The sequence below is a fragment of the Blautia sp. AF19-1 genome, assembly GCF_003479155.1.
Taxonomy (GTDB): Bacteria; Bacillota; Clostridia; order Lachnospirales; family Lachnospiraceae; genus Fusicatenibacter; species Fusicatenibacter saccharivorans.
Window position 1 is genome coordinate 1 of the sequence record NZ_QUGQ01000003.1, and the last position, 24,086, is coordinate 24,086.

Annotated in this window: 21 protein-coding genes; all 21 read right to left on the reverse strand. The window is 40.6% G+C overall.

All coding sequences use genetic code 11. The annotated features are described in order from the left end of the window. Positions 1-208: 208 nt before the first annotated feature. Entirely contained in the window at positions 209-1,873 is a 1,665-nt protein-coding gene (locus DWX26_RS02195) for a PucR family transcriptional regulator (RefSeq protein WP_118600667.1), read from the reverse strand. Between the two features lie 134 nt (positions 1,874-2,007). Continuing rightward, positions 2,008-2,484: an RrF2 family transcriptional regulator gene (locus DWX26_RS02200; protein WP_082424891.1), complete on the reverse strand. Its 477-nt coding sequence runs from the start codon at positions 2,482-2,484 to the stop codon at positions 2,008-2,010. Positions 2,485-2,640: 156 nt separating this feature from the next. Continuing rightward, on the reverse strand, positions 2,641-3,330 hold the full coding sequence (locus tag DWX26_RS02205; RefSeq protein ID WP_055227179.1) for a Spy0128 family protein: 690 nt from the start codon (positions 3,328-3,330) through the stop codon (positions 2,641-2,643). Beyond that, a complete protein-coding gene (srtB, locus tag DWX26_RS02210) occupies positions 3,317-4,219 on the reverse strand; it encodes a class B sortase (protein WP_199671264.1) in 903 nt (300 codons plus the stop codon). The genes DWX26_RS02205 and srtB overlap by 14 nt, the downstream gene beginning before the upstream one ends. Positions 4,220-4,319: 100 nt before the next feature. Beyond that, positions 4,320-5,498 carry a DUF7601 domain-containing protein gene (locus tag DWX26_RS02215; RefSeq protein ID WP_118600669.1) on the reverse strand — a complete coding sequence of 393 codons (1,179 nt, stop codon included), beginning with the start codon at positions 5,496-5,498 and terminating at the stop codon, positions 4,320-4,322. Positions 5,499-5,554: 56 nt separating this feature from the next. Continuing rightward, positions 5,555-6,097, reverse strand: a complete 543-nt coding sequence (gene lepB, locus DWX26_RS02220; RefSeq protein WP_118600671.1) for a signal peptidase I — start codon at positions 6,095-6,097, stop codon at positions 5,555-5,557. A gap of 182 nt (positions 6,098-6,279) precedes the next feature. After that, positions 6,280-12,360, reverse strand: a complete 6,081-nt coding sequence (locus DWX26_RS02225; protein ID WP_243030483.1) for a Cna B-type domain-containing protein — start codon at positions 12,358-12,360, stop codon at positions 6,280-6,282. Between the two features lie 33 nt (positions 12,361-12,393). Continuing rightward, positions 12,394-13,461, reverse strand: coding sequence for an HD-GYP domain-containing protein (locus DWX26_RS02230; RefSeq protein ID WP_118600675.1), 1,068 nt, complete (start codon positions 13,459-13,461; stop codon positions 12,394-12,396). Positions 13,462-13,681: 220 nt separating this feature from the next. Further along, complete coding sequence (locus DWX26_RS02235) at positions 13,682-14,164, reverse strand: PucR family transcriptional regulator (RefSeq protein WP_158579541.1); 483 nt, start codon at positions 14,162-14,164, stop codon at positions 13,682-13,684. Next, positions 14,161-15,360 (reverse strand): PucR family transcriptional regulator ligand-binding domain-containing protein, encoded by a 1,200-nt coding sequence (locus DWX26_RS02240; RefSeq protein WP_330421810.1) that lies wholly within the window; start codon positions 15,358-15,360, stop codon positions 14,161-14,163. Before DWX26_RS02240 ends, DWX26_RS02235 begins: the two co-directional genes overlap by 4 nt. Positions 15,361-15,575: 215 nt before the next feature. Continuing rightward, positions 15,576-15,926 (reverse strand): hypothetical protein, encoded by a 351-nt coding sequence (locus DWX26_RS17815; protein WP_242856687.1) that lies wholly within the window; start codon positions 15,924-15,926, stop codon positions 15,576-15,578. After that, positions 15,923-16,141, reverse strand: coding sequence for a hypothetical protein (locus DWX26_RS02250; protein ID WP_055227196.1), 219 nt, complete (start codon positions 16,139-16,141; stop codon positions 15,923-15,925). The genes DWX26_RS17815 and DWX26_RS02250 overlap by 4 nt, the downstream gene beginning before the upstream one ends. Beyond that, positions 16,134-16,361, reverse strand: a complete 228-nt coding sequence (locus tag DWX26_RS02255; RefSeq protein ID WP_008705329.1) for a hypothetical protein — start codon at positions 16,359-16,361, stop codon at positions 16,134-16,136. The genes DWX26_RS02250 and DWX26_RS02255 overlap by 8 nt, the downstream gene beginning before the upstream one ends. A gap of 389 nt (positions 16,362-16,750) precedes the next feature. Further along, complete coding sequence (guaA, locus tag DWX26_RS02260; RefSeq protein ID WP_055218727.1) at positions 16,751-18,295, reverse strand: glutamine-hydrolyzing GMP synthase; 1,545 nt, start codon at positions 18,293-18,295, stop codon at positions 16,751-16,753. 161 nt (positions 18,296-18,456) lie between these two features. After that, the gene (locus DWX26_RS02265; protein ID WP_118600681.1) at positions 18,457-19,335 is read right to left on the reverse strand and encodes an aldose 1-epimerase family protein; all 879 of its coding nucleotides are present in this window, start codon (positions 19,333-19,335) and stop codon (positions 18,457-18,459) included. A 90-nt stretch (positions 19,336-19,425) separates the two neighbouring features. Then, the gene (locus DWX26_RS02270) at positions 19,426-19,905 is read right to left on the reverse strand and encodes an S-ribosylhomocysteine lyase (RefSeq protein ID WP_118595116.1); all 480 of its coding nucleotides are present in this window, start codon (positions 19,903-19,905) and stop codon (positions 19,426-19,428) included. Between the two features lie 28 nt (positions 19,906-19,933). Beyond that, positions 19,934-20,434 carry a GreA/GreB family elongation factor gene (locus tag DWX26_RS02275; protein WP_022462124.1) on the reverse strand — a complete coding sequence of 167 codons (501 nt, stop codon included), beginning with the start codon at positions 20,432-20,434 and terminating at the stop codon, positions 19,934-19,936. Between the two features lie 138 nt (positions 20,435-20,572). Next, entirely contained in the window at positions 20,573-22,606 is a 2,034-nt protein-coding gene (locus DWX26_RS02280) for a carbohydrate-binding domain-containing protein (RefSeq protein WP_118600683.1), read from the reverse strand. Beyond that, positions 22,606-22,854, reverse strand: a complete 249-nt coding sequence (locus tag DWX26_RS17820) for a hypothetical protein (protein WP_330410107.1) — start codon at positions 22,852-22,854, stop codon at positions 22,606-22,608. Before DWX26_RS17820 ends, DWX26_RS02280 begins: the two co-directional genes overlap by 1 nt. Further along, positions 22,826-23,059, reverse strand: a complete 234-nt coding sequence (locus DWX26_RS17825; protein ID WP_330422975.1) for a hypothetical protein — start codon at positions 23,057-23,059, stop codon at positions 22,826-22,828. The genes DWX26_RS17820 and DWX26_RS17825 overlap by 29 nt, the downstream gene beginning before the upstream one ends. A 224-nt stretch (positions 23,060-23,283) precedes the next feature. Next, positions 23,284-24,057, reverse strand: a complete 774-nt coding sequence (locus DWX26_RS02290) for a polyphosphate polymerase domain-containing protein (RefSeq protein ID WP_118600685.1) — start codon at positions 24,055-24,057, stop codon at positions 23,284-23,286. Between the last annotated feature and the right edge of the window lie 29 nt (positions 24,058-24,086).

Consider the following 24,086-nt stretch of genomic DNA (forward strand, 5'->3'; position numbering starts at 1 on the left):
AAAGATGAAGTAAAATGCTTGCATTCTCTATTGATTATTATGGGATATTTTTTGGGGCAACACAATCCGTCGAATTATTTTGCACTTACGATTAATGGACAAAAAAACGAACCACACTAACCATGTGATTCGTTATCTTTTATAACAATTCCAATATTTTTAATATTATGAATCTCATCTTTGCCTCTCCAAAAGATTCTTAAAAATTCTACATTACTTCAAGAACTCGAATTGCTATCAATCCAATTCGAACACTAAGCACTTCTGCTGGATTATTAAAATCTATATTCGTTATTTCTATTATTTTCTGCAAACGATATGAAACAGTTCGATAATGAATAAACATTAATTCAGAAGTCTTTTTTAAGCTTTGGTTGACATTCAGATAACATTCCAATGTATCAACCAGCTCTCCATTTTTCTGAATATCGTACTGGCGAAGTTTATTCAATGACTCCGGTATAAACGCTTGCAACTGATTTATATCTTTCATCTTTTCCAGTATCTGATAAAAGAATCCTACCTTTGTACTATCTATAACTGACTTATCCTCGTCTCCGATTATTCGTCTAATAACTTTAATATATTTAAGCGCAATTTTAGAAGATTTAAAAGACTCCTTCAATTCATGGTATCCTGTGACAGTTTTACCTATACCAATCAGAAAATCTATTTCAACTCCCCTATTAACTAGAAATTCTTGTATCGTTTTCTGCAGTTTCTCCAGTTTTTTACGAAATTCCAATCCGGTTTCCCGTTCCGTTTCTCTGTGAATATATACAATCTGGTTGGTTTGCAAAAAAATAGGCTCCCTCGGTAAATAACGTATAATTTCGTTTTCGACCAATTCTGTTTCTTTTATCTGGGCATTGGTAAATTTTTCCATATTCTTTATTGCATCCATACGGAAAGTGACAACCCGATATATCTCTGCATCATTAAGACCAAGCATACCTGCAACTTCATTTTCTTCATCATTTGACAGCGAACCATTCAGCATACGATATTCCAAATCTCTTAGATGTCGTTTTTCAAGATTCTCTTCTAATACATGTCTGATCAAACTAAACTGTAATGTAATGATAATATTCTCTAACGCGATAAAATCTAATTCCCTCAATGGTTCATTCTGTTCTGAAACAACAAAATACATTTCCTGTCTTTCAAATATATTGAGCTTCTTAATATATTCAATATAGTTAGTATTTTTTCTTTTTTGACACAAATATTGATATCTGGTTATAATTCCAGACTTATATTCCGCAATATTTTTTTCAATTCTAAAATCCTGTGTTTCCGAATTACTTGAAAAAAGACAGGTTCCATCTGCGTTATATAAACCGACCGGATTCCCGAGCATGGTACTGATCAAGAAAAATATTCTCTCTATAGATTCCCTTGAATCTATCACGTTCAGTAAAATATTACTTAAATTATCATGTGTCATCTTAAAATATTTCAGTTTTGCAGTTTCAATATCACACAACTGAAGTAGTATATGCTTAATAATCCCCCAAAAATACAAATCCTCAGAAATTTCTATCACGGGCAAATGATGTTCCTGCGAAAATTCCATTAAAATATCAAACAGTCTTTTCAGGTGTTCAGTTCTCTGACAGCACTTTACTATAAATCCACTTATCTGCTTTTTATCCAATTCTTTTAAATGATGCAAAAAAACATCTTCCTCTGTGGCTTCATAGGCTCGCATACTTGTCAGGAGCAGCTCACCCCCCCCCAGGAATTTTTCCATATCTGGCACTTCAATGATTCGGACTCCTTTAATTTCACGACCAATTCCAGAATCATCACTTATCAGTTGCATTTCCGAGAAATTGTTTGATTCAAGCAAGTCCTTTACTGTATACCCCATTTGTATTCCCTTCCTTTTACAATTGATTTGATTTATCTTTATTTTGCCTTATTATGTTATGCTATATCTATTTTAATATATTGGTGGAGTTATTTCTATAATTGTTTTTCATATTCTCTAGTTTGTTTTCTTAGCTATTCTGATAACTCATCGGCATCTGGTTTTATAATCTCCGAGACCTTTATGCCCTTTAGTAGATTGTCATAAGTTTGCTGCACATCCAGCAATATTTTATGTACTTTACAATGCTCTGTTGCATTTCTGGAACAAAACCCATCCTCTTCTAAACAACGATTTAATTTCATGGTTACTTCCGTGGAGGATATTATGTCAAACAGAGAAATATCTTCTGTTTTTTTCACAAGTGAATACCCACCTTTTATTCCTTCGCAAGCTGTAATTATATTCGCTTCTTTTAATTTTTTTGTGATCTTTGGAATATAGCTTTCTGGAATCTTTAATTCGTAAGCTAACTCAGACGCAGTGATTACTTCACCACGACAAGCCAGATAATATACTATTCTGATCGCATAATCCGTTGTAATTTTTAATTGCATAATTGCTCCTCTCCAAAACAGGAAAAATCCCGAATTATTATCCTTGCGCTTCATCTTTTATCGCCTCAAGTCTAATAAATTCGGGATATTGTATAACCTTTCATTTCCATATCTGTGCCTGATGCTTCAACTACTACATTTAAGGATAAAAAACATATAGAAAGAATCAAAATCCAAGAACATAAAATTTTTATGTATTTTTTCCATATATTATGCCTCATCTTGTGATTCTCCCTTATTTCTTTTCTGTTTTTTATGGATTAAAACACTTAGACAAATCAGTGAACCAAACAGCAATAAGAAATATCCCATAACAGGACTGTCATCTCCAGTCTTTACGCTATTGGTTTTTCCTAATCCATCCGAATAGGACGGACCAGATGGTTGTGACGGGTTTGAGGGCTGTGTTAGATTCGGCTTTTCTTCTCCCATATAACTGTTTTTAAAAGAGATCGCTTCTATTTTCTCCCCCTTCTCATTTGCTACAATTGTGACAACTTTTAACTGATTCGATTCATTATAGTAAGCCTCGACAGTCACATAGTACCTGTTTTGATCATATTTATAATCATCCTTTTTTTCTGTCGTCTGATAAATGTTATAATGATACTGTCCTGCTGTTTTTACATTCAGTATAATCTCTGTTGCTGCATTCTTTTCCATTGTCCAGGAATACTGCATATTGCGGCTTCCGGCTGGCATTGGTGCGTCGCTTTGATCGGTTGTCATAATATAAGAAAATTCATCTGCAATGCCTTCCACTTCACTGTCAAAGATCTGTCTCACCGGAATTTTCACTACAGTACAGTTATCAGATGCAAACGCTGATATCTGCATGCTCAGAAAAAGGAGCATAGTCACCAATATGACAGCTGTTTTCTTTAAATCAAGAATTTTCATGTTTTTTCTTTCCCTTCTTCTTTAATTTTCTATCTATCAGCAATAGAACGATAATTAGCAAAAGTATCCAGTAGATAACCGGCACCTGAATCATCTTTTCTTTCAATTTATCAATTCCAGTTCCCAGATTCTTGGCTTTCTCTTTCTCAGGATAGACCTGATCCGTAAGCCTTCCTACTAATATATTTCTTCCATTTGTCATGTCTGAGGTACATGTTATCAGAAGAACCAAATGGTCATTTTCAGTAAGTTCAATGTTTCTTTTATGTAAAGCATTGTCCGATATTTCCTGCAGATACGCCTGTTTTGCTGCCGGTTCCTCTGAACTGACACTGAACAGCCGCTCATTATAAGCATCTGCCTGAATCAATGCATAAAATTCAATTCCATGATCTTTTCCATCAAAAAAAAGATTTCCGTATGGATGTTCGTCAAAATACTCCTTATCTGCGAATAGCCCCACATCTCCAAACATCATGTGTTTTTCCATATGGTGTCCATAAATCATATTGTTAAAATCGGAAAAATCCGGTTTGTTTGCACAGTGCAAAAATATGGAACCACTTAAAGAATATTTGCCTTCGGCATCCGTATTCATATAAGTATCATCATCTTCTGCCTGAAGCAGCGGATAATTAACGTTTGTTTCATTTATTCGAATCCAGCCAATAATATCCGGATTGATTTTCTGCAATTCTTCAAAAGATTTCGTATGTTTTTCTGTTGGAATATAGGCTTCGTAGTTCTTCGCATCAGCCGCCTGATATACCTGATTGGAATCCCATAACATATAGCATGACAGGAACATTACCATAAGAATCAGCAATAACGCTATAAAATTCACCATATGATCGACTATTTTGACTAAAAACTTTGCTGCTTTTTTCATATGAAATATTCCTGAAGTTTCCTTTCTTATTGCAAAAGGGAATGCGACGGAGTATCGCCGCACGCATTCCCTTTGCTGTTACTTTTATGATTTTATGTAATTATTTCTGTACTTTTTTGCGTTTGAAAGCAACGAATCCAAACAGTGCTACAGCACAAAGAGCAACCATCAGAACGTATGGAAGAGTGTTCATGATAATACCAGTTGTTGGTACGTTGTTGAATCTGTTGGTTACGTCAACAATGTTCTTTTTCTGGCCGAGTTTACCACTGGCTGTAATTGCTTCATTGTATTTTTGTGCTGCTTTAGATGTCTCCACACCATTAAGTGTAACTACAGTGCTTCCCTTGTAGTTTGCTTTTGCAGCCTCAGTTACGGTAATCGTTGTTCCTACTGGAAGACCTGTGAATTTCATGTTCTCGCCATTTCCCAGCTGGAATGTACATTGTCCAGTCGCGTCTAACGTAACATCTTTACCATCTTTGTCTTTTACACCGCCAAGTGTTTTTGCATCTGTTCCTGCCGGGAATTCAAATTTTGCAGTAAAGTCGAATTTCTCAGTTGGAAGAGATTTTTCGGCATCTGTTACATTCTGAATAACCTTCTTGGATACGTTCAATGCACCGTTTGTTTTATAGTCAGGATCTGGCTTATTCGGATCTGGTTTCTCACCTGTACCAGCTTCCTGTACATAGGTGTTGACAAAGTTGAAACCATTCTTGCTTGCATCACCACCAATATCTACTTTACCTGTTGTTGCTTTACCTTTGTCATCTTTTGTCTTATTTACAATGATCTTATCAATTTCAAGTGTTCCACCAGTTTTCTCAACAACATATACATCCATTCTATACTCAGCATCGGACATAATCAGTTTTTCATATGCTGTCTCTGTAACAGACGGATTAGCCGTTTCGTTCTCTTCTACTGTATAGGAATATCTACCAGCTTCAGGAAAATCAGTGCCTACTAAATTAATTTTCTTAGTTTTTGTAGTTGTACCAAGATCAGTTGTTTCAAAACTGATTGTTGGTATTTCAACAGCATGAGCAGTATGTATTACATCATCCCCCTCCATAATCTGTGTAGCAGTAAAGCTAAATGTCTCTGCTTTTCCCACCTCAGTGTTGTAGGTCTTGCTGATATAGGCTTCCTTTGCATTATTTTTTGTGTCTGTCGTTGTTTGATCCGCTGCCATTGCCGGCATTGCCATTCCCATTGTCATAGCACCTGCTGCGACAATTGCGAGCATTTTCTTAGTGAATTTTTTCATGCTCATTTTAGTTCCTCCCTTGTAAATTATTTTGTTTTTTATTTGATTAACGGCTCTGGTAATTAAATTCCCCTGCTCCGAATAATCGCGATGACTTTTCCTTTGACATCTTTTATATCAATGCAGCCATAAATTCGGCTGTCCGATGCCTGAGGCCTGTTATCTCCAAGTATAAATACCTGGCCGCTCCCGACTGTGACCGGGAAATCCACTCCATCTTTGAATTGGGTGGTATCAAAGTAAATGTCCTGAGATATCTGTTCTGCACCATTTATCTTCAGTCCGTTTTTTGTAATGTCAACGGTGTCTCCTGCTACTGCCACAACACGTCCGGTCGTGGTTCTGCCATCAGCTTCAAACACTGCAACATCACCGGAGATAAACCTTTTATCCAATCGGTAATACATGACCAGATCACCGTCTTTGATTGCCGGTTTCATGGAGACATCATTTATTCTTACAATTCCATAGAGAAATGTAAAAATAAGAAATACTGCTAAGATAATAAATGCAATCTTCAATAACAACTGAACAATATCCTGTGCTACAGATGTTTCCTGTATTATATTGTTGTTTTTATTTGACCGTTCAGTTTCGTTCTTCATCCTATCCTTCCATAAAAATGGATGCCCATAACCCTTCTAGGGGATTTATTTGTTTTAGGTCAACTCAGACATCCACGGTACTAGTTTGTACCCTTTATTATAGTGGTTTATTTTTTTATTCCAATGCAACAAACATGTAAAAAGGCGGATGTATTTTTGCAAGTTTTGTTCCATAGCAGTGTCTATTCCATTTTCCGTCTTCTCCAGAAAAACAGAACCATAACGATACTTATAGCGAGTAATAGCCATACATGCCTGCTTGTTCCCAGACGAACCCCTGTTTCCGGTATTGATTGTGTGTTTTCGTTTGTGATTTTTAACTCAATCACATCTCCTCGTGCAGCCTCAATCCGCTGTTTCATGACAGCCGTATTTTCATTCGATGTTGCCTGAACTGGATTTGAATACTTATCATTCTCTTCTTTTTTAGAAATCGAAACAGCGTATTTTGATGTATCAACAGTTTCTGTTATTATGATATCCGAAGATATATCTACATTTTGTAATGTAACTTTATCTCCATGTTTCAAGGATGTTCTAAGTGTCTTACTACGCAGCTTTTGACCATCTTCCCAATAGAGAATTTCCATATCAAATGGCTTCTTGCGGTTTCCAAGTGGACCAGTGACTTCCTTTGTAATCTCAACCGTCACCCCGCCTTTTTGCGGATGATTGACGATATGTCTGTCCGAAACAGCTCTCCAGGTATTTGTCGTCGGTGATTTCTCATATAGGAATAAAATATCGGATTCTACATCGACCATATATAAATTAAAGTTATCCTGATACTGTGTTTTGGTTTTATCTGCTTTGTTCTTTTTGTTCGGAGTAACAGATTCTACCATCCAGTATCTGCCATCTGGTATCTCCTCCGATAACTGAAGCATTCCATTCTCATCAGTCAGTTGCAAGTCAAAATCAGGATTACACTTCTGACCATCCTTTTTCAGAACGATATCGTCCTTGCTCTGTGTATTGTCATAATCTACTGTATATCCTGTATCATCCGCATATTCTTTCGTAACATCATCATACGGTACTTTGTAGAACAGAAAACCTGCACCAGCAAGTCGGTTTCTTGGAAGATCATCCGTCTTTAAGAAACTTCGTTCAGCAAGATTGAAATGCAGATTCTGCACTTCCAGTTCCATCTTGGAAACATCCTTGAACTCATTCTCATCCTTCGGGAATATTTGTTGTCCATTTGAATCGAAATACTGAATCTCTGGATAAATAACTTCATAATATAGGAAACCATCCCCGTATTCCGAAGAATAATGTGTCTTTCCTATCTCAATTTCTTCCACCTTATATTCCACCGGATTTCTGTCCTGGAATAGTGGAACATTGTCGACTGTGTGTTCCCATCCGTTCTCTTCATTCAGCAGGAATTCCTGTCCTGTAGAAATTCCATTCTGATACAATCTGATTTTCACCTGTTTTTCCGTCAGTGCATCATTTGGATTTTCCCATGTCTTTTTGATATGCAGAGTGCCTGTTTTAGCAAAATTTCGGATATTAAGGCTGGTATCTCCCCGCTGAAGCAGAACAGATTTTCCGTCTATCTTACCATCAACTGGTGCCTTAACAGCCTCCTGATTTTCGTTAGCCTTCCTATCCACCAGTTTTGCATCAGTGATTTTGAATGCTCCATTGGCAATCTCAACTGTGATCTGTATATCTCCTGTGTCTACATATCCCGTCGGTAAGTTTGTCTCTCGCAACAAATACGTCTCAGTTGCTGTTCGATTCTGTTTGTTCTCATCTTGTAACGGAATATGAAGTTGTGCGATTCCGTATTTATCAGTTGTTACCGCTTCCTCCTCAACACCGTTCTTACTAACAGCAAAATTGATCTTCTCCATTCCTTGTCCGGTAGACTCATCAAATTTGTTCAGTGTGAGTATTCCCTCTTTCTGATAACGGTTCTCCAATTCAATAGTAAGAGTTTCACCACCGCGTCCAATTCCACGTCCTGTGAATTTAATTCCACTTTCTGGATATGCTTCCCATGAATTTACATTATCTCCTTCTTCATGAGAATTGCGAACATTGTACCAACCTGAAAATTTCACATTCGAATCTTTTGGCTTATAGTTGTACTCTTTTAATGTGTATTTCCAGAATGAGTCCGCCTTAACGATCCACGTACAGCTTGTATGTGTTTCATCTGTCCATGTACCTACAACTTCTATTGGAGCATCCTCCGCTTGCGGAGCTTCTGCATCCGGTTTCTGGCTATCTTCTGAAGGAAGCACAAGTTTCATATGCTCATGAAATGCAGGTGGCTGCGGTTTTCCATCTAAAAGCTTTTCATCCATATCTACCTGGATATAATAATCTTTCTTGACTTCCTCTATTGCTTCCGGCATTCCGACAAAATCTTTCTTTACTGTCAGGTAACCATTTTTTGCTACAATACGTCCGTCAATATGCCACCCATCGGACATTTCACTTTTGAAAGAATACCAATAAATGGTGAAGAATTCGGTATCTAATTTCGATGGCGGAATCTCCCTGTCTCCGATACGAATCATACGTCCGCTTTCACGAATTGTCTGGAATACCTCTTCATCGGAAGGAATTCTATCTATCTTGTAGATATAGTCTCCATTTCCAATATATCCCTCATCTGGTTTAGTTCCCTGCAAAAGTTCTTGCACTCTCTTATTTCCATCCGCATACTGTTCCCACGTAGATGGATTCTTATTTCCAAGAACTGGAACATCATGCAATATACTTGCCTTCACATTACAGTTTGCCACGGCAACCGCACTTGTATAATCGTCTACATTCGTGGTTGGTAATGCTACCGAACCATCTTCCGGCATCGCTGACTTACAGATATAAAACTGTACCTGTTTTCGATTTTGGTTACTCACCTTACGCCACGCTGCATAGAGGGTGATTGGCTGTCTTGCATTATTATTTATAAGATCAGAAATAGAATCCCCTGCACCGCATTCCTGCCACTTTCCGTCTTTGTTTCTGTAATCCCAATGATCGAATTCATACTGTTCCAACTCTTTGCTGTCATTATCTTCATGATCATAAACCAGAGGATATGGTGACTTAACGTTATGTTTTCCAGCTTCTATTTCATTCTCATAATCATCTGTATGTCTTGTCTTATTCTCAACCTGAGGGGTCAACTTAGCTTCCTTAGGAAGTTTCTTCATATAACGAGTTGTATTATAGATAACCCTGACTGCCCCAGACTCCAGCGGTTTGTCTGCGATCACCTCATAAGATGAGTTAACATTTGGAATTTCAAATTTTACCTTATCATCTCCGGACGGTTCCGGAAGAACCTCATTTTCGTCCCTGTCATTAGATGTACAACTCCAGACAATCTCCTTGCCATAATACTCACCTTCTAAACTTGCCCTCTTTGGTACTTCCACAGTATATGCTTCCCCATGGCCTACATACTGTCTCTTAATCGCCTCTCTTTTGGTCAGGTTCAGTGGATCCAACACTTCAATCAGATGAAAACTTCCCTCTACACTGAAATGTCTTCCTGCCAGCCCAACTTGAGAAGAAAGTCCTGTCAAACGATCAAAATAATTTTCGATTCTGTCTGGATTCAGTGGGTTTGGCTGTGAGAAATAATAGACAGATACATCTTTCCCGTTTTTCAGGACAGGAATATACCATGTACCATCGTTGTCCTTATAAGGATGCTGTACAAACACACGGCTGTCTGTCGCATAACCAAACAGAATCTTCTCTTTCTGATCTGCGCCGGGCTCCAGCTTGCTCGGAGTGAAACCAAACTCACTGTAAATTTTAGAAATCGTATCATCTGGTTTAGCTCGCAAATAATAACGACTGGCTCGGCCACTGTTTGCTTTGATTATGTAATGCTGCTCAGCATTGAGGTTCTTTATCAGCTTATAATGTCCATCGATAAATACATAAAAACTGATATTTGCTTCTTTTATTGCTGCCGGTTTTTCTGTATTATCAGGAACAATCACATATGGACGTACTGCATCATCTGGCTGAATAGTAAAGCTCATGGTATGCTCTGCTTCATTTTTGCTCCATGTAACTTCTGAAAGAGTACCATCTTCCTTTCTGCATTCCCAGTTTATATCCTGCGTTTGTTCTTCTACACGCGGCTTTGTACTAACTGTTCTTGTAAGTGACGACTTTCTTGCAACAAAATCAATTGCCGGAAGATCACGCAAAGCTGTTTGGCTGTAAACCTGTCCATCTTCATCCTGTACTGTCACACTGTAAAAACCGTCATATCTATCATCGTCGTGTTCTAGTAAGGTCTTTGCACTCATTGTGGGAATATTCTTCTGTCCGTCTGGCAGGTAATACACATCCATCGGCTCTCCGGACTTTCCTATATAAATACATTCATGACCTTCTATCGTGTATTTCCCTGCATTATGGATTGTATCGTAATCTCTCTTGGAATAATAAAAACGCTCTTTTGCTCCATTTTGAATAGAACCATCGTAATGAAATTTTTCAAAATGCTTTTTTAACTCATCATTAGAAATATAATAATAAACTGTTCCCGGCTTTGTTGTAGTATCTTTTATAACAGGAATTTCTTCGTTTAGAACATTATATCTCTCATTATTTACAAAAGTATAGAATTTAATGTTCAAGGTTGCTGGTGCAAAAGTGTTGCATGCAACCGTATATGGTTGCTCTATCTTTCCAATAGAAAAGGTTAGTTTATCGCCCTGTTTCACCGGAGCAATTGTTTTATTTTCATCCTCACTGGCACAAAGCCAGTCGCTTTCCTTCGTATCTCCTGGATCAACGGAAATTGTGACCGCAGAATCTTTCTTATAGTAACTCACAGTTCGATTTCCATCCGGATTGATCACTGTAACCGAATAGAAACTGTTCTCATTCTGCTTAATCTGGTCTGAATCATTATCCGGAATTTTTTCGCCATCAGATGCTCCTTTTGGCATATAGTAAACATCTGTCGGTACCGTTGTGTCCTGATTGTCCAGGGTGTAGGATACATATTGCTGTCCTTTATAAGTTACCACTGTCGCCTGTGCTAATGTCTTCTCACCACGGACTGTATATGGAAAATAATTTCCGGACTGTGTTTCCTCTGCATTCAAGCCGAACTCTTTATAAATCTCAGCAAGATCACTGACAGATAAATAGCATCTGCCCTGACGGTTCCATTTATACACTTTTTTCAGTGAATCAGCCGGCAGCTTTCGAACCTCATTGTCTGCATATATATAAAACTGAATATCAAAGGCTGTCTGGTCCGCTCTCTGGAGCACATAAGACTGTGTGATCTTTCCGATTGAGAACCTTGTCCGGTTCCCTGATTCCCGTACACCATCTATTACCTTATCATCTGTTCCCATACAGGTCCATTCGATCTGGTCTGTCTGATCCGGCAATTGTGGATTAAAGTCAGACACAACTTCTTCCACTACAGTTCCTGTTAATGCATAACGAATCCGATCCTGCCCTTCTCCCTTTACCTCTACGGAATAAAACGAGTTGTCCTTTTTTACAGAATCTTTTAAATTTAATGCAAGGCCTTTTCCATTTGGAAGGTAGTAAACATCTATCGCTTCCCCTTGTTTATTCTGTCCATCATTGTAAGAAACATATGTCTTTCCGGATTCTGTGTCTGTATAAACTTTTCCGTATTCTATCCTGCTTTTTCCCCGGTATGCAGATACAAACTTATTTTTTGCATCTGGATTCTGACCATCGCTGTTTTTTACAAATCCAAATTCTTCATATATCAGGAGCAGGTCCTCAATGGAAACACCATAGTAGGTAGTTCTTCCGTCTTTCCATGTTGCAATGCCGGTAATGTCATTATGCTGAAGCTTTACCTTGTTTCCATCAATAATAACATAGAAATCAATATCAAATCCTTCGGAAATCTCCTGAAGCCTTGGTGATTCCTCTTGTGCAATCTGCTCCTCAACGGCTTTTTCTTCTTCTGAAAACTCTCCCGGGGATGGAGTAATTTCTTCCTCCGGAATCTCTTCTAATGGCGGGGTGATTTCCTCTCCAGGAGTCTCTTCTGATGGCGAAGTATTTTCTTCTTTCGACGTCTCTTCCGACAATGATGTACTTTCCTCAGGAATAGATTCTTCTGTGTGCAGTTCACCCTCTTGAGTACTATTTATATTTGGAATATTCTCTTCTTCCACTGAAACTGCCAAAACTGTCGTTCCTGCGCTATTCATGCACAAAACCAATAAAAGTGTCCAGGCTATCCATCTTAGCCATCTCTTTTTCCTCTTCACACAAATTCCTCCTAAAAACATATTTTCATTTTCTTAGCTATCTGCCTTTTTTATCCATTCCTTCTGCATTGCCGCTTCCAGAAAACAATGAAGCAGCGGTTGGGAGAACGAGCCACATTCCCCGTTCAGGATCATTTGCAATGCTTCTCCATGAGTCAGTTTACTTTTATAGGGGCGAGGACTGATTAAGGCATCATATGCATCAGCCAGTCCCACAACCTGTGCACAAAGAGGAATTTCTTCTCCATGCAAACCATCCGGATACCCAGCTCCGTCATATCGTTCATGATGATGTCTGCAGATTTCATAACTAAGCGCATTTAATTTGTCTATAGTAAGACCTTTTGGAAACTTCTTTGTCATTTCAGCTCCAACCAGTGGATGTTGTCTCACGGTTTCCATCTCTTCATCTGTCAGCCTGCCATTTTTGTTCAGAATTTCAACAGGCACCCTGATTTTTCCAATATCATGAATTGGCGCCAAATGTGATACAGCTTCTACTTCTTCGTCTGTAATTCCATATTCCGGATAATTTTTCTGCAGTTGGAGATACATCTGCTTTGTAAAGAAAATAATATTGTCCTGGTTTTCCGCTTCTGATAAATTATTATGATCCAGAACTGTAGACAATAATGACACCATATTCCAATATTGCTTGGTCTTATCGCGCTCGTTCTTCTGGAGTTCTCGTTTCATTTCCATTACGGATCTGTAGGTTCTTTTTACATTATGTAATGTAATCATTGCTATATTATCTTTTATATCCACATATTTCTTAGCCCTCATCTTTATATAAGATTTTTCACTCTCTATTCTGCGGTATACGATATCCTGCTCTGCATAGCCATGAACCAGATTTTCTGTTAACTTATCGCTTAACAGGAAATCTCGTAGCTTTGATTTATCAGCATCATGAATAAATCTCTCTATATATATCTGAATAAACGTATCATAATCTTCTGTCTTCCTTGCTATTTCAAAGACCTCTTGATTATGTGAGTAAATGCATTCATACCTATTTGTTTTTAGATTTAATTTTAATGCTACATAAAACCTGTCAAAGTCCTTATCTGTGCAAACCATTGGTTTTTCCTGCTCCATAACTCCACCTCTTACGTAACTCAACCCTTAAAGGTACTAGTTTATGTCAAAAAAATATTCCTTAATACTATTTTCACATATAATAGTATATCGTTCTTTCTATTTTTTATAATGCACAAAATTTGCAAATATGGTGTGTGTATTTTGCAAGAAGTGTTCCATTATATGAATTTTTCCAAAAAGAAAAACGAACCACACTAACCATGTGATTCGTTATCTTTTATAACAATTCCAATATTTTTAATATTATAATTCCGTTTCGAACAGCTAATATCTCAGCCACATTGTCAAAATCCATTCCTGTCAATTCTACTATTTTCTGCAAACGGTATGAAACTGTTCGAGCATGCACGCACATTAACTCTGAAGTTTTTCGAATACTTTGTTTATGATTCAAATAGCATTCCAGCGTATCAATCAGTTCTCCATTTTTCTGAACATCATACTGATGAATCTCATGGACTGTATCTGGTATATATGTTCTTAATTGCTTTTCATCCTTAATATTTGTAAAAACATGAAAGAATCCTAATTTTGAACAATCCACTACTGACTTCTGTATATCACCTGTTATCTTTCTAATGACATCAATGTATTCTATTGCAGTTTTAGAATCTTCAAAAGAATCTTTCAAATCATGATAACCTTTAACACTTTTTCCTATCCCAATCAGGAATTCAAATTGTTCTTTTCTATCTGTCAATTGATCTTGCGTTTCTTTTTGAAATTTTTCCAGCTTTCTTCGAAATTCCCGTTTTCCTTCTTTTTATTTTCCTTGTGAATATATATGATTCGATTTGTATTACAAAAAATATACTCTTTAGGTAGAAATTTTAAAACTGCTTTTTCTACAATCTTTGTCTCTTTTCTTTGTTCAGCACTGAAATTTTCTTTATTGTTTCCAGATTTCAAATAAAATGTGATAACCCGATATTCATCTGTTGCATTAAGATCAAGCAGATTTGCAACATCCTCTTTCTCTGATTCTGACAGCGATCCATTTAGCATTCGATATTCTAAATCTCTATGATATTTCTTTTCAATACTCTTTACCGTTTCATTTTGAATTAAAAAATATAATAAAGCTGAAACTGCCCCCTCTAATGTTATAAAATCTAATTCCATTAATGGTTCGTTTATCTCTGATATTAGCAAATAATACTTACTCTGACCGAAAATGTCGATTTCTTTTATATATTCAACATTATTTCTTTTTTGACGTATATATTCAAGCTGCGTAATGATATTAGGCACATATTTTGGGCTATCCTTTAAAATTTTTAATTCAATTGGTTCTGATGTACTTGAATACATATTATGAAATTGTGCGTCATACAAAGCAACAGGATTTCCAAGCATAGTTTCCAGACCACAAATCAATTTCTCTATTGCTTTCTCTCTAATAGCTCTTCCAGCAAAATACTGACTGATTTCATCTCGAGTTAATTTAGAATAAATAAATTTTGCAACTACGATATTACTACATATTTGAGATAGTACATACTTAATAACCAACCAGTAACTGATATCCTGTGGAAGTTCCAAAACAGGTATATTGTGTTCTTCACAAAAACATACCAAAGTTTCAAACAACTTATTTAAATGAGCTGTATTCTGCTTTCTTTTCACAATAAATCCACTTATCTGCTTTTTATTTAATTCATTTAAGTGACTTACCATCATATGATCATCTAGTTTTTCATAAGCGGGCAAAGAAGTTAGGAGCAACTCACCCCCCCCCAGAAAATTTTCCATGTTGGGAGCTACAATAATTCGAACTCCTCTTATTTCTCTATTGATTCCTGAATTGTCACTAATTAATTTCATCCCTGGGAATTTGTTTGAGTCAATAAAATTTTTTATTGTGTATCCAATTCGTGTTGTACCTCCGTATTTTATAGTATATGTTTATCTAAAACCTAAACATCTGCCAATGATATAGCGGTATTATAGCAAAAAGTAATATTATTTTCCACCTTAAGTAATCTGTATTTTCGCAAATAAATACAGCAAAACTTTATTTATACACTAAAAAAAGATGCAGGAATCAACTTCCCACACCTTCATTAGTAGCCTGGTATCCGCTATTCTAGCACCCCTGTTTATCTCACACCTCAATCAGCTCCTCTCTCCGGCTTATCTTTTCCCTGTTTTTCTTGAATAATCTTCTTATTGATTTCAAGCCGTTCATGAATGGATAATTTCTTATCTTTTCCATCTACCATCTGCTTCTGCTGTGCCGTTTTTCTATCTGTCTTTCCTGCATCCTTAACCACTGCATTCGCTTCGGTACTTGTTACTCGCTCATCTGCTCTTGGGCTTTGTCTGTACATATACATCTGATCGTTTGCTTTCAACTCCTTGTTGTACTCTCGCATCAAATTGTAGGCATACGCTTTAGAAACACCAAGAATTGCCCACACATCATCCACATCCATATACATTTTTTCCTGCACTATACTCATATCGCTTTATCCTCCTTCAAATATTGCTCAACATGTTCCAGACCATAAATCTTGTCCTCTACATAACGGGTTGGCACCCGACCGAGAATCACATAATAGTTCTTACTTGCCAGATCAGCATTCATTCTTTCCACCACCCGGTAAGCAAAAGAAACTGATAACTCAAAGAGTTCGGCAATGTCTTCCACTGATAAATACATTTTTCTTTTACGCATGAAACCATTCCTTTCCTTCTTCCTGTGGAATCTCACAGGTATCTTCTACCCCGTAGAAACGCTTCACAAAATACTTTGTCGGAACTTTTCCTCTAAGCGTCAAATATCCCTGTTCTTCCAGCTCCTTATTCAGATTGCCAATGATCTCATAAGCCGATGTCTGTTTCACCTCCAGAAGTTCACATATATCAGCTGCCTTTAAAAATAATTTGTTCTGCATAATCAGTACCTCCTGTATTTTGAATATTTATCTCTTCATATACTCTGTACTGGCAGATGCAAAATCGGACATCATTTTCCGAAATTTAGCAAATTATTTTAATTTTACAGTTTCCATATGTGTTATCTCTGAATCATGGAGTTTATATCATTGAAAAAGGGTATAAAAAAACAGTCTGCCCTGACGGAAAATATTTCCATCAAAACAAACTGTTCTTCATATTCACACTAATTATATTTTCTGAGCATAGTTACTTTTTGCGAAAATCTCAGATAACTCCGGAAAGAAAACAAAGAAAAAAAATATTTTTTAACTCCATTTGCACTCCACTGGAACATCCAGACAGCCCGCAAAGCCTTTATTTATGGGCTTTTTCGCAATTTAGTCCGCTACTCAAACTCGATCGTTGCCGGTGGTTTTCCGGTGCAATCGTACATGACGCGGTTGATGTGTTTGACTTCGTTTACGATTCGACTGGTTGTTCTTCCGATGACATCCCACGGGATTTCGGCGCTTTCGGCGGTCATAAAATCGGTGGTGGTGACGGCGCGGAGGGCGATGGCATAATCATACGTTCTTTCATCTCCCATGACTCCGACGGAGCGCATGTTGGTCAGGGCTGCGAAGTACTGGCCGATTTCGTGGGCGATTCCGGCTTTGTCGATTTCTTCGCGCCAGATCGCGTCGGCGTCCTGTACCATTTTGACTTTCTCGGCGGTTACTTCGCCGATGATACGGATGCCAAGTCCCGGGCCCGGGAATGGCTGACGGAATACGAGGTATTCCGGGATGCCGAGCTCAAGGCCGGCTTTTCTTACTTCGTCTTTGAAGAGGTTGCGCAGCGGCTCGATGATTTCTTTGAAATCTACGTAGTCCGGCAGTCCTCCGACGTTATGATGGGATTTGATGACGGTGGATTCTCCGCCGACGCCGCTCTCTACAACGTCTGGGTAGATGGTTCCCTGTACCAGGAAGTCTACAGCACCAATTTTCTTTGCTTCTTCTTCGAAGACGCGGATGAACTCTTCGCCGATGATTTTACGTTTTCTCTCCGGCTCTTCTACGCCTTTTAATTTTGCATAGAAACGCTCCTGTGCGTTGACGCGGATGAAATTCAGGTCGTATGGACCGTCCGGTCCGAAGACTGCTTCTACTTCATCGCCCTCGTTTTTACGCAGCAGGCCGTGATCTACGAATACGCAGGTCAGCTGGTTTCCGACTGCTTTGGAAAGCATAACAGCTGCTACGGAGGAATCGACTCCGCCGGACAGTGCGCAGAGGACTTTTCCGTCGCCTACTTTTTCGCGGATAGCTTTGATGGATTCTTCTACGAAGGAGTCCATGTGCCAGTCGCCGGCGCAGCGGCAGACATTGTATACAAAGTTGGAAAGCATTTTCTTTCCTTCTTTGGTGTGCAGAACTTCTGGATGGAACTGGGTTGCATAGAGGTTTTTCTCTACGTTTGCAACGGCTGCTACCGGACAGTCATCCGTATGGGCGATGATTTCGAATCCCGGAGCTGCTTTGGAGATGTAGTCGTTGTGGCTCATCCAGCAGATGGTTTTTTCGGATACGTTCTCAAACAGTGCGGAACTGGTATCTACGGTTACCTCAATCTTTCCATACTCTCTGACCGGTGCTACTTCTACTTTTCCGCCGAGCAGATGCATCATCAGCTGTGATCCGTAGCAGATGCCGAGGATCGGGATTCCAAGTTCAAAAATTTCTTTTGTATAAGTCGGGGAATCCGGCAGATATGCGCTGTTCGGGCCGCCGGTGAAGATAATACCTTTCGGCTGAATTTCTTTGATCTTTTCGATGTCTGTTTTGTAAGAATAAATCTCACAGTAAACGTTGCACTCACGTACACGTCTTGCAATTAACTGATTGTACTGACCGCCAAAATCAAGTACGATAACCGTTTCTCTTTTCAAGAACGTTCCCTCCTGTTTTTTCTTCTGTGCATGATGAACTACATGCGTTTTTTGGGTTTGATGCTAATTATAGTAAAGAAACCGTAAAATTTCAACCCCCGAAGTACAGGAATCGTGTTCTTTTCGCTGTACTTCGGAGGTTTTTCTTTTTTTTCGGGTCCTTATTCTCCGATGGTGATGGTGTAGCCTGCCTGGAAAGTTTCACCGGCTTTCAGGTGCTGTTCGCCGTATTTTTCTTTTAATTCGCCGTCAAAGCCGACGTTGTCGCAACGGCCGATCCATGGCTCGAGGCACACGAACGGGGCATCTGCTTTTGGCTTGGACCATACGCCGACGCTCGGGAAGCCTTTGCAGGTGAGAGTGACGTACGGTTTTCCATCCACTTCTACGCCGACGCGCTCGACCTGGGTGTTGTCGAAGATCAGGGCGTCCTCGTCGAAAAGGGTTCTGGTGTACGGGATTCTGCCGTCCTGAAGTTTCAGTTTTCTCGGATGTGCGACATCGACGCCTGCTGTTTCCGGGTCGATCAGGACGTATTCGAGTTCAGTCTCGGTGTGGTTTTCCAGGCCTTTGTTGAAGACGATGTCATACTGTTCCGGAATCATGAATGCAGGATGTCCGCCGACGGAGAAGTACATATCATCATCACCGGTGTTTTCTACGTTCCAGGTTATGGTCAGGGTTCTGCCGGAGAGTTCCTGGGTTACGGTGAAGGCAAAATCGAACGGGTAGACTTTTTTTGTTTCTTCGGTCGATACCAGGCGGTGTACTGTTTTGTTTTCGGTGTTTTCGATGCACTCGAATTCGTTGTCGCGGGCGAAACCGTGCTGGCCCATCGGGTATTTGACTCCTTTATGGGTGTAGAAGCCGCCGTTTACTTTTCCGACGAACGGGAACAGGACCGGTGCGTGGCGGTTCCAGAAGGCCGGATCGCCGATCCAGACTGCCTCACGGTCAGCCGCTTTATCGTAGATGCTGCTAAGTTCTGCGCCGTGATCGCTGATCTGCACACGCAGTTTTTCGTTTTCCATGGTTCTCATACTCTGTTTCCCCCTGTTTTCTTTCATTTTTTGTAACTATTCAGAGCCATGCGAAATTGTATAGCTCTGAATAGTTACCATTTTTAGAATTTATTCCGGATAGACGAGACGGGATTCATCAATTCCGTACAAAACCTCATCCAGGTATTTTTTGCCAAGGTAATTTGCCATGGACAGATTCATATCCAGATAGTTTCCGCAGTCTTTCGGGGATGCACCCGGGACTTCGCCCTTGAAATCGCGGATAAATTCATACATTTCTATTACGAGTGAAACGATATCTTTCGAGCTGTAATCACCGGCCAGCAGCAGGTAAAATCCTGTACGGCAACCCATTGGACCAAAATATACGGTTTTATCTTTCCATTCTTCGTGATTGCGAAGGAACGTTGCGCCAAGATGCTCAATGGTGTGGACTTCAGCAGTATTCATAACAGGCTCATCGTTTGGAGATGTCATGCGCAGGTCAAAGGTTGTGATAACGCTGTCACCCACATGATCTTTTCTTGAAACGTAGACGCCTGGTTTAAGTTTGATATGGTCGATCGTAAAGCTTGCAATTTTTTCCATGACTGGTATTTTCCTTTCTTTCTGTCCTTTAATAGCTGCGGAGCTCATCATCGGTATCCGCAGTGTTTTCGATGGATTTGATGATGAGATCATAACTATAGGCATCGCTTACTTTTACAGTGACGCGGTCGCCGACTTTATGACCCAGAATGGCTTTTCCTAATGGCGAGTCGATACTGACGTATCCTTTGAGAGAATTACCACGAACGGTGGTGACAAGTTTGTAGGTTTCTGTCTCATCATCTTCTTCGATGTAAACCTGGACGGTATTGTTGATGCCGACTTCGTCGTCCTTTGAGGTATCTGAAATAACGTGAGCGGTTTTGATCATTTTTTCCAGATAGCGGATGCGGCTTTCGTTGCGGTTTTTGTCCTGTTTGGCAGCTTTGTATTCAAAGTTTTCGCTGAGATCGCCCTGGGCACGGGCTTCTTTTACAGCCTCGAGTTCTTTTGGACGGACAACCAGTTTGCGGTAGTCGATTTCTTCCTGCATTTTTTTAATATCGTTTTCGGTCAGTTTATCATACATGATTTTTCTACCTCTTTTCTTGTGAGGTTATTTTAGCACAGAATACGGTAAATTGGAAGTAGGAAGACAGTCACGGTAGAATCACTTTCTTACGCACCGGAACAGCAAATGTTCCGGTGCTGAATGAACTATAACGGTTCACTCAGCCGTGTCGCTTGGTTTTGAAGGCGGAGTTCCTTTGTTGTCGCTGTTATTTGGCATTTTTCCACCTTCGGGATCGCTCATCGTTTTAACAGACCGGGTTCCGGCGGTGGTGATGATGTCCGTGAGGGTGATCTCTTCGTTGTCGGTACCGGCAGCCAGAGTATACGTTGCGTCCAGTTTCATTTCTGGGCAGGTCAAAACGATGCTGGCGTAGGCTTTTTCGGGTGTGACCGTGAAGAGGGCACTTCCATCGCTGTCTGTCAGTGTGATGATAGTGTCAGCGGACTGGGTTTCCGTACAGTAATAGGTGATAACGGGCTGGGTGGAAGCTTCGTCGAAGCTTTCCGTCATGCCGGCACTGCCGATAGCAGCTAAGGTTCCGCCGGTCACAATTGCACTTCCGTCGTAATCGAGGGCACTGTCACCATCGCTGGTCGGCCCGTACACGATCGTAGTTCCGCCGGTCACGAGAAGACTGCCGTTGGAATCAAGACCATCACCATCGGCGGATACGGTCAGGGTTCCGCCGGTAATTTTAATGTAAAGCTCAGAGTTGCCTCCGCCGCCGGGGCCTCCCTGCATCTTCTGTGGAGCATCGCCGTCAGACGGAGCATTCCCCGGATCGAAGTTCTGCGGCGCATTTCCGCCAGACGGAGCGTTCTCCGGATCGAAGTCCTGCGATGGCTGCATATCGCTGCCGTTTTCTGTATCAGGCGGCATTTGCGGAGGTTCCTTTCCGTCTGCCGCACCGGATATGCTGCTATCATCACCGGAGTTTACGGCAGCACTGCTATCGTTGTTTGAGCTTGCGGCATTGCTGTCATCGTCACCGGAACCGGCCGCATTGGCGCCAGGATTTATGGCGTTGGCGCCATCGTCGCCGGAATTTGCGGCATTGATGCCATCGTCGCTGGCGTTTATGGTAATGTCACCACCATTGACCACAACGCGTTTTCCTTCCAGTCCTTCGTAGCTTTTTTCAACAAGGATCGTTCCGCTATGAATGACGGTGTCGAGATCCGCATGGAAACCGTCATCACCGGAGTTTACGGTGATGGTTCCGTCATCGACAACAATGCTGCCGGTTGCATGGAAGCCGTCCTGTTCCGCCTCGATCGTAAAAATTCCACCGGCAATATAGATATTTCCAAGCTCTGTGTCATCCGTATTCTTCGCTTTGACCGCACTGTTTGCAGCATCAATATCAAAGCTTCCATCCAGAATTTTAATCTGATCTTTGGCTGTGATCCCGTTGTCCGCAGCGGCGATTTTGTAGGTTCCGCCGGTAATCACAAGGTCATCTTTGGATACAATCCCGTGCTTGTAGTCTGCCTCGATGGTCAGACTTCCTGTCCCGTTGCAGACAAGATCTGATTTGGAGAAGATAATGCCGTCTACCGTGTTGTCGTCAATCTGAGTGTACCCGTTTCCATCGCCAAGCGTGTTGCTGCTGTTTTCAGCAAGCGTGATGAAAACTTTGTCCGCTTCGCGAACGTAGATGGCAGCATTCGTCTCACAGTTGATATGGACTCCATCGAGTACGATCTGAACCTTGTCGGAATCGGATGCGTCTACGATAATCTGGCCATCCTCAAGTGTTCCGCTTACGACGTAAACACCTTCTTCCGTGATGGTAATTGTGCTGCCGTCTGCTTTGGCTCCGCTGCCGGAGACGGTAGCTGTCGTCTTATTAAGTGTAATTTTTACGGCTTCTAATGCTTTATAGCTTCCGCTCTTCTCACGGTCTGTGAATTCGGTGTCGATAGTGGATTCGGTCAGTTCCAGGTCAAAATTAATATCGGAAGCACTTTCCATTGCATTTTCCGAAGCTGTGCTCTCTGATGTGGCCGCCGCGTTGTCGGCAGATGTTTCGCCGGTTGACTCTGTACTGGCAGATTCGGCATTTACAGAGCTGGAAGATGTCACTGCTGTGCCGCATCCGCCAAAGGCCAGCGATGATGCAAGAAGCAGGCTGACGACTGCGCCGGTCTCTTTTTTTCTGTTTTTTTTCTTTCTGTTTCGATTCATTATAATTCCTCCCTTCCGGTCTGCGCACGACTGCACAGGATTTCAAGGTTTCCGTTTCTGCAGCGGAGCTGGTCAATCATGTTTTTCTCTTCGCCTTCCTCGCGGAATACGATGCGATACTCCAGCTTGAAAAGACTTCCCATATTCGTGGTTTTTACCTGTACAAGCTCGCAACGGGTCAGATACCTGGCAAAGATATCGTCAAAAACACTGGTATAATCAAGGGACTCCGGTTCCAAGATTTCCATTGACGAGCATGATCACCATCTGTACGATCACAGGCATCAGAACAAGCGTGACAGCAAAGCTTTTGGTGCATTCGCTTTTGTACCTGTAAACAGCAGCGATCAACAGTCCCAGAATCAGAGACACTGCTGTGCAGGCAAGGAACTGACCAAAGGTGAAGGCGGCGGTTGTTTCTGTAAAAACGGAACTGAATATTGCGTTAAGCATAGCAAATTCCTCCCAGAATTTTTTTATTTTCTTGTCTATTCAGAGCCCCATCTCGATTCCGCTTACGCTACATCGCGATGTTGCTTCTATTTTGCATGGCTCTGAATAGTTACATTTTCTTTTTTGTGAAGCAGATTATGTTTGAAAAAGGCTTTTCGCAAGCTGTGAGTCCACCCACTGCTTCTTGCTTTTCGCAATGGCCGCAGAGGACTTACCTGATTCAGCTAACGGAATGCTGTTTTTGATACGGTTTGCCGGATATATGTGAATGGTATGAAAGCTTTTTCTTCTGATGCTTTCTGATTTTCGATCTGATAGGCAAAGCCGTATTTAGAAAATGATGCCGGATAGATTGCAAGATCATCCAGAATTTTGCTGAACCATAGGGGCACAGCACCTGGTGTTTTCACCTCCATGAGATACCAGCCTGGTTCTAAAAGCCTGGTTCCTTCCGTTGGACCGTCAAGACACAGATTGTCGGTACGCCATCGGATATTGGTGTCGAAGGTAACACGAAAGTTCCTGTCTTCCGTGCCGAAGCAGGCGATGCGGTCGTAGGCGATGTACATAGCGGGAGCAAGCCCCCGGTAGTAGTTGCGAAACCAAGTGATTTCGTGGAGAATCTGGCTGTCGAAGCCCGGTTCTGATTTTCCCGCAAGATAGGGAACCGCTTCTGATAATATCATGCGCTCGCGGCGTTTGTAGACGATTCCTTCATATTTTTTCTTTAGTTCTACGTATATGGGGCTGGTCTCTTTGGCCGGACCATAACTGCGGAGTCGCAGTTTTTCTTTGTAGACGGGTTTTTCCAGCGAACGGCGGATGAGCTGGTGATCCGGGGTATCGTAATAGAGGCTGCAGATGGTATCAAGGCCGTATTCATCCATCTGCAGATGACCCGGAAGGCTCTTGCGAAGCTTGCGGGCCATGATCGGGGAAAGCATGTATTTTGTTTCATACCGTTGGAAGGTCATGGGAATCTGTTGGCTTTGCATCATAATCGATTGATCCTTTCGTTTGATTTACT